The sequence below is a fragment of the Halonotius pteroides genome (genome assembly GCF_003605635.1).
GTDB lineage: Archaea > Halobacteriota > Halobacteria > Halobacteriales > Haloferacaceae > Halonotius > Halonotius pteroides.
In genome coordinates this window covers 1-20,018 of the sequence record NZ_QMDW01000027.1, presented here as the reverse complement: position 1 = coordinate 20,018, position 20,018 = coordinate 1, and the positions used below count along the sequence as shown (strand labels likewise).

Here is a 20,018-nt window from a genome sequence, read left to right as displayed (position 1 = left end):
GTGTGAGTCTCCCGTCGTTTTTAATCCGAAATATAATCGAATTGTTCTGAGTATCCGCTTATAGAAGCACTGATTTCCTCCAAATCACCCCCGATATAGAGCGGTTGCGCGGGTTCAGTAGTCGAGTTATCCAATAACTCGGTTACGCCAACACACCACCATTTCAGCTATTCGTGGCTCACTCCACCGGTGGCACCGATACATATAGATGGTGTGGCGATTTGGCCGACCGGTAGTTAGTAGAAACTGCTAACAAATAATGGGCAGCCGATCCGCCACTATCGTTTTGAGAACTGAATCCCGATATTCGTTGCCGACCTACAGATCTCGGGGTTCGACAGTCTTCCGGTCGTTTGCCTCGGCTCGTTCGGCAGCATCAGTGAGCAGTTCACCGACTTCGTCGTTGACAGCTTCGTAGAAATCAGCTGAAACCGGGTGATCTGCCAGTGCTTCTTTCACGCCTGATTTGACAATGAGGTCAGTCATTCCATCATAGAATTCTACCGCCCATATATAATCGTTTGAGGTTCTGAGCTAGTAGATTTGCTACTCTGGCGACTGGAACTCGTCCTGTTGAATAATACGAAGGCTGTTCATCCGTGCTATCTTTTGATACGAACACCATACGAGATAGAGAGGTCGGATTCAGCAGTCGATTCCAATTGAAATCCGTTAGATAGCATGTATGAGTGCACCAAGCCAGTGGCACACACAGTTTTATTACAATCCAACAGGCATAATGACTCAATGTCACGCGTGCGAAGTTGGAAACGGTACCAACATATTGGTGTCACGGCTTGCAGTGGTATCACCCGTAATAATATAAATTCATTCAAATATGGTGGAGCATAATATGAATGACCAGACGTATTCGTGGATATCCACGGCTGTGCTTGTTCTGGTAGGACTCTCAATAGCCATGACTGGAAGTGCAGCGGCACAGTCAGCAGACATCGTTGTTGCCACTGATGGGACTGGTGATCACAGTTCAATTCAAAACGCAATAGACAGCGCAAGTGACTCTGATCGTATCAAAATCCAATCAGGCACGTATAGAGAATCAATAAATATCGACAAAAATGTAGTAATTTTCACAGATGGAATTGTCGATATTTCAAATCAATCAGAAATAACCGACTCTACAGGGATCAGCATTTCTGATGATGCGGAGCCCGAAATAGTTGGAGTTCACATAACCGGTTGGCAGTTTGGCATCGATAATGAGTTTTCAGACAACGATTTGGAAATTCGTAATGTAACTATCAGAAAGGTTGAACGTGGTATTCTAAACTATGGATCAACCGGAGACTGGCGTGTAGCCAATACAACGATTGAGACGAACGATGTTGGTATTGATATGTATGATAGTACTGGCAGCCCAGCCATTGTTAATACACAAATAAAGGCACTATCAGATGATAGCGGAGCAGGAATAATTGCTACTGAAACCGGTGGAAATCCGGTTATAAGATCGGTGCAAATCACAAATCTAAGTCCCGGAATTAGGTTTTTCAGATCAAACGCTGACTGGATAATAAAATCATCATATTTGAAACAAGGAGGTATTAATGCCTACGAAGCCACTGGAGAATGGAAAATAAAAGACACGATTATCGAGAATCCAGGGATGGAAAGTAGAGAGACTGGAGTTAATGCTCGAAAAGCATCTGGCGAAGCAGTCATACAAAATACGACAATTATTAATCCGGATATAGGAATTGATCTCGCAGAAACAAATGGGAATTGGAGGATAGAATCGGTTATTCTTCGAAATACGTCCGATGATGCAGTTGAAATTGATGACGGTTTTTCGGGTAAAGCAATAATTCGAAATACGAGTGTCCGAACTGCTGATAATGGAATTAACGCAGAAAAATCTGATGGGAAGTTTGTGGTAAGTAATCTCACGGTAAGAGATACTGACGGAGACGGAATAGATGCCTCAAACGCGACTGGTAACGCCACCGTTCATGACTCAGAGTTCAGAAATATGGGGGACAAGTCGATTGATGTGATTGATTCTGAAGGGAGTTGGCAAATTCATGAGTCTATATTGACTGGTGGGAGTGAAGGGACGCTTGATGCATGGGATGCAAAGCAAATGATCAACGCTTCTCGCAACTATTGGGGAGCAGCTGATGGCCCCAGCGGAACCTTCTGCGGATCAGGAGGCGCAATTGGAGGGTACAATGTCACAATGTATCCGTACTATACTGACTCCTCGCTGACAACGCTTTCATCGGCGACGACAAGCGGAACAGTGCAAATTTCAAATTCATGCGTTATTCCTGAGGATATTAGCGAATCAAATGAACAGGAATTGGTAGTCACTCTTTCACAGATTAGTGCAGACGGGAAATCAGACAATATCACAATAACCATGCCGGAAGGTGTTTCTGTCGAGAACGTTGGCGAGCCACGGGCGATTGGCACCCCATACAAAGTTGACGTTACGAACAGCGGAGGGCCAATAAAATTGGAGATCGACCCTGATGAACCGGAAGCGACAGTTGATTTTGTACTAAGAGTCCCAGTTGAATTGTCCCCGAATGAGGGGTGAAATCTCAAAATTTCAGGAAATATAGTTGTTGTCGCTGATCAGCATTTGTCTCCTCTTTTTCAGTCTTGAGGGTTGCCCACCTCCTCACGAAGAATACAGATGCTGCATACGCGCTGTGCATCTTGCATGACGGATCACACACCATTAGAATCTGGCAGAAAATAACGGGTTGTTTTCACTCGTCATGGTGGGGTGTAGCCTCGCACTGTGAGAGATCACTCCTGTCGCTTGAGGACTTGGACAATAGCTGATTTGGGGAGCCATTCATCGTTCAGTGAGACAGCGTCATTGCGTTGGTTGAACTCCTCGCGGTGTTCAGTAAGCCGGTCGTCTAACCAGTCGTCTTGCTCGTCGGAATCGCTCTGTTCTAATTGGGAAATCCGATGAGCGAGCTTTCGGATTGATCTGGCAGCGGCGGAGTCGGCGAGTTGAATTGCTTCATTGGATTCAGTAGCGATCCGGCCAACGAAAGCTGTGGGCACTGAGCCCTGTGTGTAGCCGACGTTTTCGTCTGCAAGCCACTGAGGCAGCTCAACCAGCACTTCGTCATCGTCGATCTGTTCGAGTAGTGCCACGTCATCCGTGTCTCTTTGTCAGGGGCTGACCAGTCTGCTGCAAATTCCTCGTACGTAGTGTACGTCTGAATAGCAAAGCTGGGCATGGTGGGACTGACTCACAGGATCATCCTATACTTTCACCTTCGACACCCTCTTTCGGTCGCCTCCCGTGGCCGTCTGTATGTCACAGGCGAGCTTTGATGATGAGGAGCTGTTCACGGAAGCGACTGCAGACATCCAGTCAGAGATTGAGGAGTCGTTGACAGCGGCCACTACAGCGTTGCCGAGTCACGCTGACATCGTCGAGCACGATGCCGAGACAGTCGTCGCTGCCTTGGAGTTGGTTGAGGAGACGATAGATCCTGACACGGCTGAGGCGGCTGTTGCAGACGTGAAGAAGACGTTCCTGCTTGGCCAGCGTGCGGATGCCTTCGATTCGGAGTATGCTACGGAGACAGAAACAACGATCAGTGAGCTGGAGGAGACGGTAGCCACACTCGAAGCGATTGCATCGGCCAGCGAAGAGTTGCGTGAGGCCCTCGCTGGGTATTCGGTCGATGTGCAGTCGGCCTCAGCCGCCGCCTCCAGTGACGAGGAATCGGAAGAGCCAGTTGAGAGTACGGCTGACGACGCCGCCAGCGACGAAGCAGACGAGGAAGCCCAAGAGTCAGCGGCCGACGAACAGCTCGAAGTGACGGATACGAGCGGTGATTCGTAATTCCCGGCAGCGAGTCTGTTGAGCACTGGATTACAGCGGAAATGTGGTGTGTCTGCTTGCGATGTGCTGGAGACACCCCACCATGTCCGGAGAGCAAATACACTTGCAGGCTGGTGTGTTTCACTCGGCACACGGGGTGTTGTTTCGATACGTAGGCCGTGCTCATGGCACAGAGTTGTCCGCAGTCGGCTATTGAGGGCACTCGGCATCCACTCAACTTTGGAAACTACAAGCCACCGGTACCGGGCGTCCGGTAATATATAAAGAAACCTTGCTAATCCGTCCCCAACTTAGGATTCTACACAGAGAATCCAAAGTTCACGAAAAATATACAATCTGAGGAACCTTACCAAGCGGAGTCATAGAGTGATTCATCCGGAATCAAGCGTGCACTCTTCAAGAACTGAAAGGGCCTTTTCACCGGTGTAGTTGTGGCTTTCAGTGAGATGGAAAAGGAAGTTTCGAGCCAATGTGCTTCCACCGGTTTCGAGGTAGTCGCATTCTGGGCAATCGTATGTGGGATCAAGTTCTGTGCTAATTATTTCAAGCATCTCAAACAGCAGTTCTTCTCGGTCGTGACTGACAAACAGCAATATCTCTTGGGCAACATCCTCGACGGTTTCATCCTCGTCTTCGAAGGGCTTCTCCTCAATTTCGACGACCCATCCTGGTTCGTAGAGCTGGAGATAGAGTGCCTTTGTTTGCGTTCCGATGATAAGGTCTTCAGTCACTTCTTGATCAGTGCTCAGGCCGAGGTCTTCCGCGCTTATCCAATTCGTCCCTCGGACGAAAGTGAAGTTGGTGCTTTCTCGAAGCTCTTCTACGAGCGATTGAGTGAGTGGCTGGGCAGGTATCGACTCAATAACGCGGTGGTGTGTTCCACATTCGGGACAGACTTCACCGAGGTCTGTTTCATCGTGCATGTTGCTACTCAATTTCCCGGGAATATACAGTTTTCCGGTGTATTCAGTGTATCTGAATGATTTTTATCATAATTCAGATAGAAATTGAATGGTGATCGTGTAAACATAGCTGGTTATCATAACAAACCGATAGCGGTTCGTTGGTTCCAATCTCGCTGGCATCGATAAAACGGTGGAATCCGCCGGTTTCAGCGGTTTGGGTTTGTTTGCGTTAGCGATTTGATACACAAGTCGTTAAAGACTCACAGGATTATGATCTGAAACTCATTAATAATATAACTAGATTGCGTTAGTACATCTGGTTATGTTCATGTTTAAGAAACCGGAATAAATTATTTTACTTTCACTCGGCGTGACATCATTTTTAGTACTAGTTCTTTGTATGACAGACTGTATGCTTCCCCGCTACAGAGGTGAGTCATCCAAGTGCGTGTAATGGTCCATTTGTCCGCCCGATCGGACGCCGCCTACCAGAACGACTACCACCACAAACTCCGAGGTCGGATCTGGAACGCACTCGAAGACACACCATACGACGACCGCCACGACAACGGCGAGCCCCCCGGCTTCGCGTATTCGAACCCGTTCCCACCACACGACATGGAGGCCGGCGACGACCGAAAGCTGTTAGTTAGCTCACCGGACGAGGAGCTGCTGGCTAACGTTGCCGCAGACTTGCTGGATGACCGAGAGCTGAATATCGGCGAAATGCCGTTCCACGTCGACGACGTGAGTTCACTCGAACCCGATGTCGGCGAGCCCGGTACCGAAGGCACCATCGAGAGCGGCACCGGTGTATTAGTCCGTATCCCCCAATGGAAAGCTGATGATTATGGGATCAAACCAGACGGTGATGAAGCTATTTTCTGGCAACCAGAACATACGATGGAACCGTTCATCACCCAAGTTGAGAACAATCTCGATCAGAAGCACAATCGCTTCTGTCCGGACTACCTCCCGGGGCCCAGTGACACCGACTACGAGCTATTCGATAGCTACGAGCTGATCAAAACCTTCGCCATCCCGGTGACGGTCACCACTGGCCAAGAGATGACCTATGTCCTGAGCAAGTGGCGATTCGAGTATCAGGTGCGGGATGACGACCACCGTCGCCACCTCAACTTGGCGTTGGATACCGGCATCGGCGAACGAAATGGCCTCGGGCTGGGCTTTCTCAACATCACCAATGTCTAGTAACACACCAGCCAGCACGGCCGTCGATCGCTTCCAAGATCGAATTCCGGCCTCACTCTATGAGATTGCCTGGCAGTATTCACTGTTCGATTGGTACGATGCTGCCACCTCCGAGGCCCTTGATTGGGATCTCGCACCCGAACATCTTGCATATCTCACCCCACGCGCAAAAAGCGGTCTCTTCGGTGAGCCAGACAGCTTGATCACGGTGTATGCCGACCTGTCGGATCCGGAAAATCCCACTCTGGGAACCGCTGAGACAACAGATGGCCCCGTCGAGATCACAACGCTCACCGAGAGTGATCGCTATCGCGTCGGCCACGCCTATCCCGAGGGCAAAACAAGCTCAATGACGGATTACTCGATTACCACCCACAAGGGAGCCGACGCCCACCATCTGGCCGGGCTTCGCGATGATGCGTGGGGCACCAACAACATCCAAGATCGATTCACTGGATGGGCCCAAAGTGAGTACGCCGAGACGGTCAAAGAAGCCGCTGCACCCGAGGATGCAGCCATTCTTGAGGCGATGGCTGCTCTGGGAGATGACGACAACACGATGGAGCAGCTGGCCGACTCGTTCTTGTCGTTGGTCGACAGCGAAGAGGATGAGTTGGAGGCCTTGATCACCGTCCGAGTGAAACTTCCGGGTGAAGACTCCTACAAGTTCCCCGCTGAAGTTCCGATCTTCAATGACGTAATGCGGGCAAAAAAGGCCGATCGCCTCACCAGCATCTCAGTTGAGGATGCCCGCGGCGAATCCACCGGCTACGTCAGCGATGAAACCGAACCCGTCACTGGTGGCTCCCCCGGTCTCTTCGGAATGTTCGGAAAGAAGCAGCGCGAACACTTCGCCGATCTCGACACCGAAGGTGAATCCGCGTGGCGCAACCGACCACTGTCGTTCGATGTGGCCGCGGCGGTTTCGGTCGCCGGTTCAGTGTTTGATGACTTCTTCCGAGGGCTTGGCAACAGTCGTCGGCTGTATGTCCTGCCGTATCTCACCACCCGTCAGTCCGATCTCGACCCTGAGACCTTCGAGGCCTTCTATTCGGAGGTTTACAAGGCGTTGCAAGGGGCAGACACCGGTGAAGACGGCACCTTCGATGCCACAGTCTCGGATATCTTCGATGAGATTCGTGGTGAGATGTCCGATGAGGAATCACTCCCAGATGCCCTGTCGTTTGATTCAGGCACCGACTTGGAGTATTCAAATGTTCGTGTGGCTGTCGTCTATCAAGTGACTGGCAACCCAGATCGCGTATTTTTCGATTCGTTGGATGGCGTTTCACGCGCGATGGCACTGACGAATGCTCACAGTCGGGCTACCGACACAGCACCATTTTGCGGCGATGGCATCTTCCATGACAACCCAACTCCGGATGCCAGCCCTCTGTTGGGCAGGGAATTGAACCTCCATCGGTACATCCTCTATGGTGGCTATTTCCGACGCACAACCGAACCAACTCGCAGCAGCCGTAATGCCTCGGATACACCTGGGGCAGGAGCGGCCGACGACAGCCGCTTCCAACCGGTGAAAACGCTGGTCACCGGCGGGAAGTTGGCAGCTACGTCATTGCTTGAGCGATATATCCATCAGTTGATACAGGAGCAACGACAGCAATTCGATTCCGACGATGGGTATATCGCGTTTCCAAAACGCAGTGTCGTCGAACAGTATGCACAACTTCGGGCCCTCACCGACGCTGGGCTCATTGATACAGCACAGACGCTTTCATTCGACACCAACCCTATGGACACCGAGTACGATTCACGCGACGACAGACTTGAACAGTTCCTGGATTCCCATGCCGCCATAGAAGCTGACCCTGAACGAGCGATCTTCCTCCTTGGGGGCTTGGTCGGCCGCATCACTGCCTACCAAGATTTCGAGGGGGTTAGCTCAACCTTGGTGCGACGGTACCCTGTTGATTACCTGACCAAGCAGACCATCACGGAAGTCACCAAGGAGGTACTCCAGATGAACAACTCGTATGCTGAGGCCGACAAGAGCCGATCGTATCGAACCAACAGCCGATACACCGATCGGCTGCCGGATCTCATGCTGTCGGCCAATCCAGATGAGTGGTCACTGACCGAAGCCGAACTGCAGTGGCTCTACAGTTTAGGTATTGCCTATGGCCTCAGCGATACGAATCTTGACGAACAGGACGACGAACAAGCTGCAGCCCCCGACGCCAACTAAGCCAATGACAGACACTACCGCCGCCCACCCTGATGGTACCGATGTTGTAGACAACCGCTCAGAGATCGTCTTCCTGTATGATGCCGAAGATACCAATCCCAACGGGAATCCTCTGTCTGCCAACGATAAGCCTCGTATTGATGAGACAACCGGCGCCGCCGTGGTGACCGATGTCCGTCTCAAGCGGTATCTTCGCGACCAACTCGACGACGATGACTTCGGAATCTACGTCAAAAACCCCTCGAAAAGCACGATTGAGGATGTTCCGGGCCGTGATGAACTGTTTACCCGGGTCACTGGGCTTGAGGAAGATGAACTTGAAGAAATGGGTGGCAACGAAGCCGCCGTCAGCTTCCTGCAGCATGCGACCGATGTTCGGTACTTCGGTGCCACATGTTCGTTCAGCAGTGAGTTCCAAGATCAGATTGGCGAGGGCTTCCCTGGCCAGTTTATCGGCCCGGTACAGTTCAGCCATGCTCGGAGTCTGAATACGGTTGTCCAGAAGAGCGAATCAAAACAGCTCTCGACGGTTGTCTCCAGTAGTGAGGAAAATGAACAGGGAACGTTTGCGACCGACAACCGACTTCAGTATGCATTGATCCCATTCCATGGTGTTGTCAACGAGGTCGCCGCGGAGGATACACTGCTTAGCGAGACGGATGTTGATCGGCTGGATACCGCCCTCTGGCGGGCCGTTAAAAACCAGACGCTGACACGCTCAAAGATGGGCCATCAACCGCGACTGTACCTCCGTGTTGAGTATACGACCGACGAATTCCACATCGGCACGCTCGATGATGGACTGGAGCTGACTGGCGATGTACCCGACACCGAGTTGCGCAATATCACAGATGTCACCCTGAACATCGATGGGTTGCTGGCCGATCTCGAAGCGTACAGCGATCACATCGAGACGGTGCATCTCACTACCGACCGACATCTAACCGTTGAAGCCGGCGACGAAACGGGCGGCCCAGACGTACTGGTGGAGGCACTGGAAGCCGCCGTTGGTGCCGATACCGTCACCGAACACGATCCATACGCATGAGTACCTCACTGGATGTCACTGGCCGGGAGTGTCTCTCCTTTACGGTTAGTGGCCCGTTTGCCCATTTCAGACGGATCGATGCCACAACCGAGAAGCTCACCTATCGGGTGATCCCGCGAACCACCGTTGCCGGATTGCTGGCGGCGATCCTCGGTGAGCCTCGAGACTCCTACTATGACACCTTCAGTCGGGAGGCCTCAGCGATGGCGATCTCACCAGCGTGTTCGCTTACCACTCAGGCAATCCCGATGTTGACTCTCCCGACGACCAGTGGCGACATCAAATCAGCAGAGGGCATCTCAGGCAAGACAGTCATCGATCCCAAAACAATCGCTGCAGAGCGCAAACGTCGCACCTTCGAGTATGTTGTTGATGCGTCCTATCGGATCGATCTGATCTTGGATGACACCGAAACCTTCGATCGGTTGACCGACTATCTTGAGTCTGGACGGGCTGTCTATACTCCCTCACTGGGGAAGACTGAATGTCTGGCCTCAATCGAAGATGTGGAGCGAACGACGGTCAGTGAGGGCGGCGACACCGAAGCAATCTCATCGACAGTTCCCGAGGCTCATGTGGTACCCACACCCGGGACACCACTCCAAATGGAACGATCACCAGCGTTCATGGAAGCTGACGATCACGGCCGGAAAACCACCGGATTCGCCTCGTATGCGTATGCCCCGGCCGGCGAAACACTGAGTGCTCCCGATGCAGCGGTGGCAACAGTCGGTGATCGAACCGTTTGCTTCCGATGACACAGCGGGCCCTAGCAGCCTTCGATGCACGCCCCACCCAGTCGCTTGATGCGCACTGTCGTGGGGTCGCAGCTGCAGCCGCCGCGTTGAGCACCGATCGTGGAGACACGCCGTTTGGTGAGGTGTGGTCGACAGTTGCAAGGGCCGTCGCATGGAGTCACGATTTTGGAAAACTCACACCGTGGTTCCAAGAGTATGTAGCGACCGGTGATCGCACAGCGGCCCCCAGTCCAAAACACACCTACCACGGCGAGGTGAGTGCGCTGATCACTCTCCCTATTCTCAACGCTTTGGGCTGTAGTGATGCCACCGCAGCAGCAGGGTTCATCGCCGTTGCAAAACACCACTCCGTACTGCCGAATATTCAGCCAGCACTGACTGAATACACACGCTCAGACGAGTACATTCAACAGCGATTAGATCGATGTGATGACCAACTCCAGGCGATCGATGATCAGGCCGCTGACGCTGCCGACGAGATCATCACGACGACAACCGAGGGAGCCCTCAGCTGGGATGATATCCGTGGGCTTTCAGCAGACGACTATCAGCGAGCAATCAGTGACCTCATCGGCACTGTCGGGAACGATGACTTCTACGCGTACAGCCTGAATCTGTGGTCGACGCTCGTAGCTGCGGATAAGAGCGATGCCAGTAGACTGACGACCGCCGATAACGTGACAGAGCTCACAACCACCGTTCGCCCTGATCCCTCGTTGCTCACCCAACGAGTTGATCGATTGTCTTCGACACGGCTTCCCAACGGCGAGCCAGCACGCTGGTATCGTCGACACCCCGATGCTGAGCTTCCGGATGCCTCAGCAACCATCCGACAGCGGGTGGCTGCAATTCAGACGGCCGCCAACGGCCGGGCCACATCAACAATCGAAGCCAATCCCCAGACAAATGTCTTCGAGATCACGTTACCGACTGGGTTTGGGAAGACATACACTGGCCTCCGGGCAGCCCTCACTAGGGCGGCCAATCGAGACAGTCGGGTGATCTACAGCCTTCCATATACATCGATTATTGATCAGGTCGACAGTGAGATTCAATCTATCTTCGGACTGAAACCGCATTCAAAGCCCTATACCAAACATCACCATCTAGCTGATACACGGACTGCTGATAGTGACTTACACACTGAGGGGTACAGCACAGGCCGAGAAACGTTACATGCTGAAGCATGGCGATCAGGGTTGGTACTGACGACTTTCACACAACTTTTCGAAACCCTTGCTGGCCCCGGGAATGTTCAGTCAATAAAGCTGCCTGCTCTCCACGACAGTGTCATCATCATTGACGAACCGCAGGCGGCACCGCATGAGTGGTGGGGCCTCATCGGCCACCTCATATCGACGTGTGTTGAGCTGTACGATGCCACAGTTATTCTGATGACAGCGACCCAACCACGGTTCGTAGACCAGTTGGATGAGACGCCTACGCCAACGCCGTTGGTTGGGTTGGGCGAAGCCTGTCGGTCGGTGTTAGCTGACAATCCCCGAGTGACCTTTGATCTCCATGAGAGCATGCAGGCATACTTTGAACGTGAAGGCGGGCCGCTTCCACTGGCGACCGCTGCTGAGGAGCTTGTTGGTGAGACAACTGGCTCCTCGAACACATTGTCGATCGTCAATACGGTCGATTGTGCGGTAACAATGTCTGCAGCAGCATCCTCAGCAGACTCAGTTGCGTTAGGTGATCAGCTGCTATCGTATCATCGGAATCGAGATCCAGACGCACAATCTGCAGATGACTATCTTCAGTACTTAGCTGACCGTAGCGATGGGGCCGAATTGCTGACAGCGACGTTGACGACTCGACTACGCCCGGTTGATCGACAGCTCTTGATCGACGCAATTGGGTTAATTACTGATCCAGACACGACGACCCCCTTTGACGGGACGCCTACGGTGACTATCTCGACGCAGTTGATCGAAGCTGGCGTTGATATTAGCTTTGATCGACTGTATCGTGACTTTGCGCCCTTGCCAGCGATCGTCCAAGCGGCAGGGCGATGTAATCGCTCCTTTGGTGGGCCCACTCGCCCAGTGACGATCTGGCGGTTGGATAGTCCACCCCAACAAGAGTATATCCCGAGTTCGTTGATCTATGGCGATGCATCGTTGCTTCGGCCAACACAAATTGTGCTTAATGAGTTGGTTACTAACCGCGGGACTACGCTGCCTGAGTCAGCGGTAATCTCTGATGGCATTGAGCGATATTATGATCAACTGCACGGCCAACTTCAGACCGGTGACCGGACTGATGAGCTGGTGACTGCATACAACAACGGCGAGGGAAATAAACTACGGACTGCCTCACTGATCGACGAGGAGTACACCACTATCGATGTATTGGTGTTGATCACTGATTCCGAACGAGAACTGTACAAGAACTATCAACAGGCGAAAGATGAAAATCACTGGCAGGAAGCGAGTTCCATGTTTCAACAGCTTCAATCATGTTTGGTATCGGTGCCAGTCTCGGATACGGAGCTTTCAGCGGATCTCAGAATCGCAGATATCGATGAAGACGACGACAAGTATGCGATCAACACTGGAAAAGGAATTGCCCTCGACGATGCCGTCCTTGATACCGAACTATAACGCCGAGACAACACCATACCAAGACGTAACAAGGAATCAGCTACCTCCACGAGCCGGGCGAGCGACGCTACTCGCTGTCGCTTGATCTCGCCGATCTGTTCAAACCTGTTCTCGCCGACCGTGTCCTGTTCCGGCTAATAAACCGAAACCAGATTTCGGACGACGATTTCGAGGCAGAACTCGGTTCATGTCTGTTGAACGAATCGGGTCGAAAGACGTACACGAAGGAGTTCGAGGAGATGCTGGAACAGACGGTTGAACATCCGAAGTTGAACCGCAAGGTCAGCTATCAGTACCTAATGCGGCTCGAAGCGTACAAGCTCAAGAAACACCTGCTCACTGGCGAGCAGTACGATCCGTTCCAGCGGTGGTGGTGAGATGTACGTGGTAATGGTCTACGATTTGGAAGCTGAACGCACGCAGAGAGCACTCAAGATTGGGCGACGGTATCTGACTCACGTCCAGAACTCGGTTCTTGAAGGCGAGATATCGGAAGGCGACCTCACCCAGTTGAAAAACGAGATTGATGATCTGTTGAAGCCCGGGGAGTCGACGATCATCTACGAGCTATCTTCGGATACTCTCCTCAATCGGACGGTCTACGGCGATGATCCGACTGAGGATCAGCGGTTCCTGTAGTCGTTTCCGTCAACCCCCCGGGGGTACGCGGGTTATTGACGGTTGACGGAAGGACTTTATTGGAACCGGCCGTTAGGACGCCTATGTCCCGTATTTCGGGCATGGTTTCAGACGAACCCTCGTGGGGTTGAAGCCCGTATGCCGTAGGTGAGGTTGTGGAAAATCAGGTGTTTCAGACGAACCCTCGTGGGGTTGAAGCCTGACCGAACAGACGGTCTCTGTCACCGACAACGGTGTTTCAGACGAACCCTCGTGGGGTTGAAGCTCTCAACCGTCACGTCGCGGGGATCGACAGCCCCGAGTTTCAGACGAACCCTCGTGGGGTTGAAGCGGGCAATCTCGACGCCGATGTCCCCCAGACCTCCGGTTTCAGACGAACCCTCGTGGGGTTGAAGCTGGCGATTGTACCGAATTGTCCACGTCGACTATCGCGTTTCAGACGAACCCTCGTGGGGTTGAAGCAGGCTGACGACGTGGCTGCCAACGTCAACCCTGAGAGTTTCAGACGAACCCTCGTGGGGTTGAAGCGGGATCAACGCTGGCGTCAACATCGTCCCGTTGGATGTTTCAGACGAACCCTCGTGGGGTTGAAGCTTGGAAGGCTGAGGGCGTGGTTTCGAGGGCTCCGAGTTTCAGACGAACCCTCGTGGGGTTGAAGCGTTTATTTGCTCTCTGGCGGCCTGTCTGATCCGCTGGTTTCAGACGAACCCTCGTGGGGTTGAAGCCTTGATCAAACGCACGTAATGATGCCTGCAGCATACGTTTCAGACGAACCCTCGTGGGGTTGAAGCCGGCGGCACTGATGCCGATTGTTGACAACGACGGGTTTCAGACGAACCCTCGTGGGGTTGAAGCGGGGAGTTCGTCGCGGTTGCCGCTCATCGACGATCGTTTCAGACGAACCCTCGTGGGGTTGAAGCTGTTGGAGAACAGCCGACAGAAAAGAGCGGCGGCCGGTTTCAGACGAACCCTCGTGGGGTTGAAGCCTGCTTGCGCCACGTGATCGGCACCGGAGCGTCATCGTTTCAGACGAACCCTCGTGGGGTTGAAGCTTCCTCAACGAGATCGCCACGTGCGACTTGCTGTGGTTTCAGACGAACCCTCGTGGGGTTGAAGCCACACGCTGACTGAAGAGCAGACGGACAAGCTCGCGTTTCAGACGAACCCTCGTGGGGTTGAAGCCGCCATCGGCTCAAGATCCCGCGTGGCGACAGCGAGGTTTCAGACGAACCCTCGTGGGGTTGAAGCTCCTTGAACGATTTTTTCGCGGCTTCAAAGTTGTGTTTCAGACGAACCCTCGTGGGGTTGAAGCCGGCAACTCAATGAGTGCCTTGACCAACTGCAGTTGGTTTCAGACGAACCCTCGTGGGGTTGAAGCGGGATTGTATTGTCGACATGTGTCCAGTCGGTGAGGGTTTCAGACGAACCCTCGTGGGGTTGAAGCAACGCAGACGACTTTGCTGTTGATCGCAGCGGTGGTTTCAGACGAACCCTCGTGGGGTTGAAGCGAGGGTGTCACCCCAAGGGTCTGGCCGTGCAGATAGTTTCAGACGAACCCTCGTGGGGTTGAAGCAATCTGCGTTTTTAACATTGCATTGCAGAGTGACTGGTTTCAGACGAACCCTCGTGGGGTTGAAGCATGGTTTACGTTGGCTTTTGAATTGAATCTATAGCGTTTCAGACGAACCCTCGTGGGGTTGAAGCGGGGTCTTGCTGACATTCCTGAGTTTCGATTCAGGGTTTCAGACGAACCCTCGTGGGGTTGAAGCTTGGCCTGTTGAGCGGGCTCGCACTCATACTCTCGAGTTTCAGACGAACCCTCGTGGGGTTGAAGCCGCGATGTGTCGACTCTCAGGGCCAACACCGATCGTTTCAGACGAACCCTCGTGGGGTTGAAGCGCGCTCGCCTCGGAACTTGAAGACCAACGCGGGTTTCAGACGAACCCTCGTGGGGTTGAAGCCGCTACGAAAGCCCGCCCGACACCAGCTCACTCAAGTTTCAGACGAACCCTCGTGGGGTTGAAGCGTACTGCGTGTATGTCCTATCTCGTTCATGCTTCACGTTTCAGACGAACCCTCGTGGGGTTGAAGCTGCGGGTGGGAATGTGAAGTCAGGAATTGTTGTCGGTTTCAGACGAACCCTCGTGGGGTTGAAGCCAACATCGGTATCTATCTGTTCCGTGACGTTGAGAGTTTCAGACGAACCCTCGTGGGGTTGAAGCCTCTTTGACGCCTACCAAGAGTTGAACGGCGAGAGTTTCAGACGAACCCTCGTGGGGTTGAAGCACGCCGCCGCGCCGACGCTGTTGGTTCGACGGTGAGTTTCAGACGAACCCTCGTGGGGTTGAAGCCCCAGAAAGGGAGACAACCTATATTGAGAAAACCAGTTTCAGACGAACCCTCGTGGGGTTGAAGCTGAGGGCGTGCAATGGCTGCAAGCGATAGAAAACCAGTTTCAGACGAACCCTCGTGGGGTTGAAGCGGTGCGTGGTTGTTGATCGTCGGCATGAACAGTGGCGTTTCAGACGAACCCTCGTGGGATTGAAGCTTGCGGGACGTGGTTGGCGACCATCGCGTCGCCCGTTTCAGACGAACCCTCGTGGGGTTGAAGCCCACTGTTCAGCCACGCCGTCAGGGATGTTGATGGTTTCAGACGAACCCTCGTGGGGTTGAAGCATTAGACCATATCGCTTAGATTGTAGGCCCCATCGGGTTTCAGACGAACCCTCGTGGGGTTGAAGCACCGACTATTGATTCAATCAACGCAGGCGAATCAGTGTTTCAGACGAACCCTCGTGGGGTTGAAGCGCGTGTGTGTAGTACGGGCGTATAGGCTATGTGTGTTTCAGACGAACCCTCGTGGGGTTGAAGCCAACTGCCGCGAAACCACTTGTGGCGGTTGCTTGGGGTTTCAGACGAACCCTCGTGGGGTTGAAGCCCTCATTCGTATCGTATGACTCAACTGCCTCTGGTTGGCCGAGTTTCAGACGAACCCTCGTGGGGTTGAAGCAACAACATTATTTACGATACACACCACGACATTGTGTTTCAGACGAACCCTCGTGGGGTTGAAGCACAGACAACGCAACAGCAACCCTTGTCGCTGATACGTTTCAGACGAACCCTCGTGGGGTTGAAGCCTCGGCTTGATCGGGCTCAAGCCCAGCGATGATCTGGTTTCAGACGAACCCTCGTGGGGTTGAAGCCAACACAAAAATCACGAATAGAAGTTATGAAAGATCGTTTCAGACGAACCCTCGTGGGGTTGAAGCTCACCGAATGGGCCATCATCAAAGTCGGCGTTCTTAGTTTCAGACGAACCCTCGTGGGGTTGAAGCGACGACAATCTTTTTGATATCACACTCCGCAGCGGTTTCAGACGAACCCTCGTGGGGTTGAAGCGCAACTACTCATCGTCGCCACCCCGGAACACGCGGAGTTTCAGACGAACCCTCGTGGGGTTGAAGCTGTCGAAACAACCGACATGAGAGGCCGTACAGAGCGGTTTCAGACGAACCCTCGTGGGGTTGAAGCAATGTGAGCTACTGAACAGCCATATCCCCAATGAGTTTCAGACGAACCCTCGTGGGGTTGAAGCCCGCTGCTTGGCATGGAAGGATACCGCGCTTCCAATGGTTTCAGACGAACCCTCGTGGGGTTGAAGCAACCGTTTGGCGAGTGGGCAAGACATCGATCATGTGTTTCAGACGAACCCTCGTGGGGTTGAAGCGGAATGAGATCGCCGACTCAACGGAGGGTATCGGGGTTTCAGACGAACCCTCGTGGGGTTGAAGCGATTACCGTCACGAATCCCACTGACGAAGATGTATGTTTCAGACGAACCCTCGTGGGGTTGAAGAATCCGTGTGGCCTCATCCACCCGAGCGACAAGTCGTGTTACGGACGAACCATCTGGTCGTGATTATCGCGCTAATCAGGTTGAACCAACCGACACGGCCCCATTGGCCAGCAACCAGTTGCACCCTCCACTATATCAAATAGAATCTACCTCGGCAATTGCTTCGGTCGCGAGATCTCCCAATTCATCAGCCTCGATGTGCGAATACCGCTTGCGAACCATCTTCTCCGAGTTATCGAGATACCGGGCGGCAACCGTGTATCCGAAGCTCCTGACGAGAATTTCTCCCATTCCACGCCGCCCCCCGTGTGGGGCCAGATAATCGTGTTTCGGATGTTCGATTTCAATTTCCGCTGCGTTCGAGAGTCGCCGGAGTATCGACCGGGCTCCATCCGTTGTGATCGACGACGGGCAAATATCCTTGTCGAGGGCCAGTAAGAAATCACGGGCATACTCTTCACGCTGCTGATCGTGTGTCTTTGGCTTGTCCAATTGACCCTTCACAAGTGCCGCGAGTGTCCGCTGATCGAACGTTGGAAACACCGGCCACCGTTCTGTTGGTGGGTTAAGCAGTGTTCGATAGCTCCGAAGTGGGGTAATCACTGGATCGGGGAGGCTTGCTACCTCACTTTCGAGACCCGAGTTTGTCAGCTGCTGCTTTTTTCGACGTGACCGTGAATTTCTAAGTTCACGTTGACCTACTGAACATCAGTGACTAGATTAGAGAACTTCGCTCCTGGCCCCTTGCCCGTGATTAACGCCGTCTGTGAAGAGGTTGGGTTGGTCGAAGTGATCGATGAGATTGTTGATTGGGACGAGACACAAGCCGAGATCTCGCCTGGGTCACTCACGGCTGGACTTGTGATGAACTTCTTGACCGAAGGAGAGCCGATGTATCGGCTCTCTGAATTCTTTGAAAACAAAGATCCGCAAAATCTCTTTGGGGACGATATCACTACAGAAGACCTCTATGATCAGCGGTTTGGCTGGGCCTTAGATAAGATCGCAGACGCAGAACCACGCAATGTTCTCAACTCTGTGATAGCAAATGCGGTCACCACTGAAGGCGTGGACATCGGCGTTGTCCACGCCGATACCACCTCCAAGTCAGTCCATGGAGAGTATGAACAAGACGGACAGCAAGATGACCTCAACATCGCCAAAGGCTACAGCCGCGATGGAGATCGACAGCTCAAGCAGTTCAACATTGGTCTCGGTGTTAACAGCCGCGGTATTCCCGTCACTGGGGACATTTTCGATGGAAACGGCGCAGATACGACCTGGAACAAAGAACTCATCTCGGAGATTCGTCAGTGCTTACCCACTGACGAATCGATTGTCTATGTCGCAGACAGCAAAGCCGTCACCGGTGAGAATCTTGCCCGGGCAAGTTGTCAAAATCTCCCGCTTATTTCGCGCTTACCCGGTAACTACGCAGCGGTCGATGAGCTCATCGACCGCGCGTGGGAAGATGATAACTGGGAGGATATTGGGTCAGTTGCTGCCCGCGAGGACGCTGTCTCACACGACATCCAATCCTACACACAGACGATCTCTGGACAGCAACTGCGGTGTGTGGTGGTGAAACCATCGACAATAGACGGGCGAAGCGAGAAGCGGATCGATAAGGAGCTGGACACTACTGAAGAAGACCTGGAAGACGCGGTCGAGGAACTCTCGACCCGCGTCTTCGCGTGCGAACGAGATGCGAAGCAGGAACTCAAGACATGGCTCAACGATCATCAGGAAGAATGCTTTGAGGTCGAGGCAGAGGTCGTTGAAACTGAGCAGAAGAAGAGCCGTGACAAGCCAGGACGGCCTCCAAAGGACTGGGAGCCCTACGAAACGGTGTACAAGATCGCCGCCAGCGTCCAACGGGACGCGGCGGCGATAACCACCTACAAGCAGCGAGAGAGTTGTTACGTGCTGGTCACGAGTATCGAAGATGCGGAAGAATGGCCGCCAAAACGTGTTCTCAAGGAGTATAAGCAGCAGATTACCGTTGAACAATCTTTCCCGGTGGTGAAAGACCCAAAGCGAGTTGGAGCTGTCTATCTGAAAGATCACCAACGACTCGAAGCGTTAGGATATGTGCTGATCATGGCGTTATTGGTGTATTCGTTGATTGAGCGGCGTGCACGACTTGCGCTGATGGATGCAGATGAGCCGATGGAGCTGTCCGGTGGGCCGAGTACGTATCGGCCCACCGGACGGCGTGTTCTCCAACGCTTCGAGAATATGCTTGTCAGCCGTGTTGATGGCAAGCGTGTGCTTCCTGAGAATGTTGAAGTTCCGAGAAGAGTACTCGAACTGCTTGATCTGAGTGTAGAAGTTTACGGGGTCGATGAAGCACAGTAAGTGCTTCAAACGACCTCTTTTTCGGAATTCAGATAATTTATGCTCATATCTAAATGAAAATATTGTTGTCTCAAGCAGAGAGCAACAAATATTCTAATACTGATATTATTTTGACTAACTGCTAATCACTAGAACCCTGTGTGACAGAAATCATGCTCTTGACTGATCTGGGTCTCGAAAGTGAGTGCTACATCCCATTGCTGTTTTTTCCTGAAGACATCCATACCTCTATCCTCAACCGATAGCTCGCCCCACTGAATTCCGCGCCTACGTGGATCGTTCGGGTCTCGGAGCAATTCACCAACCCGGACAGCCGTGTACGCGAGCACAAACACAAGGGCACGGTCACGAGCCGCCTTCAGAGCCTCGTAACGCACACGTTGCCTATCCAGGGTATCGACGTCATCAGAGAGTGTCGTGTACGTCTTGAGTGTATCCTGGACTCGCTCGTCGACATATCTGGTAAGCTTGTGGCGTTGTTCAGATGTCCAGGATTGCTGGTCACCGGGTTTGCGTCCCTCCTCGTCGGGCAGCGGTGCCACCGCGCTCGCCCGCCGAGCGTAATGTGCCTCCAAATATCCCTCGTTAG

Annotated in this window: 12 protein-coding genes, 3 pseudogenes and 1 CRISPR repeat array; of the genes and pseudogenes, 10 read left to right on the top strand and 5 right to left on the bottom strand. The window is 53.0% G+C overall.

The annotated features are described in order from the left end of the window. Nucleotides 1-318: 318 nt before the first annotated feature. A complete protein-coding gene (locus tag DP106_RS13380; protein ID WP_120086094.1) occupies nt 319-486 on the bottom strand; it encodes a DUF1931 domain-containing protein in 168 nt (55 codons plus the stop codon). A 367-nt stretch (nt 487-853) separates the two neighbouring features. Between DP106_RS13380 and DP106_RS13375 the strand changes: the two genes are divergently transcribed. Next, nucleotides 854-2,560 carry a right-handed parallel beta-helix repeat-containing protein gene (locus tag DP106_RS13375; protein WP_165857902.1) on the top strand — a complete coding sequence of 569 codons (1,707 nt, stop codon included), beginning with the start codon at nt 854-856 and terminating at the stop codon, nt 2,558-2,560. 215 nt (nt 2,561-2,775) lie between these two features. On the opposite strand, the gene DP106_RS13370 is transcribed toward DP106_RS13375, so the two are convergent. After that, nucleotides 2,776-3,135 carry a hypothetical protein gene (locus tag DP106_RS13370; protein WP_120086090.1) on the bottom strand — a complete coding sequence of 120 codons (360 nt, stop codon included), beginning with the start codon at nt 3,133-3,135 and terminating at the stop codon, nt 2,776-2,778. A 163-nt stretch (nt 3,136-3,298) separates the two neighbouring features. Between DP106_RS13370 and DP106_RS13365 the strand changes: the two genes are divergently transcribed. Next, on the top strand, nt 3,299-3,835 hold the full coding sequence (locus DP106_RS13365; protein WP_120086088.1) for a DUF5790 family protein: 537 nt from the start codon (nt 3,299-3,301) through the stop codon (nt 3,833-3,835). A gap of 371 nt (nt 3,836-4,206) precedes the next feature. On the opposite strand, the gene DP106_RS15560 is transcribed toward DP106_RS13365, so the two are convergent. Next, nucleotides 4,207-4,758, bottom strand: coding sequence for a hypothetical protein (locus tag DP106_RS15560; protein WP_133305151.1), 552 nt, complete (start codon nt 4,756-4,758; stop codon nt 4,207-4,209). Between the two features lie 435 nt (nt 4,759-5,193). On the opposite strand from DP106_RS15560, the gene cas6 reads away from it, so the two are divergent. From cas6 to cas2, 7 genes and pseudogenes are all read left to right on the top strand, one after another. Beyond that, complete coding sequence (cas6, locus tag DP106_RS13355) at nt 5,194-5,952, top strand: CRISPR-associated endoribonuclease Cas6 (protein WP_120086084.1); 759 nt, start codon at nt 5,194-5,196, stop codon at nt 5,950-5,952. Next, entirely contained in the window at nt 5,945-8,158 is a 2,214-nt protein-coding gene (locus tag DP106_RS13350; protein WP_120086082.1) for a TM1802 family CRISPR-associated protein, read from the top strand. The genes cas6 and DP106_RS13350 overlap by 8 nt, the downstream gene beginning before the upstream one ends. A gap of 4 nt (nt 8,159-8,162) precedes the next feature. Further along, complete coding sequence (cas7b, locus tag DP106_RS13345) at nt 8,163-9,206, top strand: type I-B CRISPR-associated protein Cas7/Csh2 (protein WP_120086080.1); 1,044 nt, start codon at nt 8,163-8,165, stop codon at nt 9,204-9,206. Next, nucleotides 9,203-9,964, top strand: coding sequence for a type I-B CRISPR-associated protein Cas5b (gene cas5b, locus DP106_RS13340; RefSeq protein WP_120086079.1), 762 nt, complete (start codon nt 9,203-9,205; stop codon nt 9,962-9,964). Before cas7b ends, cas5b begins: the two co-directional genes overlap by 4 nt. Continuing rightward, a complete protein-coding gene (locus tag DP106_RS13335; protein ID WP_120086077.1) occupies nt 9,961-12,573 on the top strand; it encodes a CRISPR-associated endonuclease Cas3'' in 2,613 nt (870 codons plus the stop codon). The genes cas5b and DP106_RS13335 overlap by 4 nt, the downstream gene beginning before the upstream one ends. A 35-nt stretch (nt 12,574-12,608) precedes the next feature. Beyond that, nucleotides 12,609-12,950: pseudogene (gene cas1 / locus DP106_RS13330) on the top strand (CRISPR-associated endonuclease Cas1); the annotation flags it as partial. Nucleotide 12,951: 1 nt separating this feature from the next. After that, on the top strand, nt 12,952-13,212 hold the full coding sequence (gene cas2, locus DP106_RS13325) for a CRISPR-associated endonuclease Cas2 (RefSeq protein WP_120086075.1): 261 nt from the start codon (nt 12,952-12,954) through the stop codon (nt 13,210-13,212). Between the two features lie 104 nt (nt 13,213-13,316). After that, a CRISPR array of direct repeats spans nt 13,317-17,072; the repeat unit is 30 nt; unit sequence GTTTCAGACGAACCCTCGTGGGGTTGAAGC. 134 nt (nt 17,073-17,206) lie between these two features. Here cas2 and DP106_RS13320 read toward each other — a convergent pair. Continuing rightward, nucleotides 17,207-17,737: pseudogene (locus tag DP106_RS13320) on the bottom strand (site-specific integrase); the annotation flags it as partial. Between the two features lie 45 nt (nt 17,738-17,782). Here DP106_RS13320 and DP106_RS13315 point away from each other — a divergent pair. After that, a complete protein-coding gene (locus tag DP106_RS13315) occupies nt 17,783-19,429 on the top strand; it encodes an IS1634 family transposase (RefSeq protein WP_120086073.1) in 1,647 nt (548 codons plus the stop codon). 185 nt (nt 19,430-19,614) lie between these two features. Here the strand turns inward: DP106_RS13315 and DP106_RS13310 are convergent. Beyond that, nucleotides 19,615-20,018: pseudogene (locus DP106_RS13310) on the bottom strand (site-specific integrase); the annotation flags it as partial.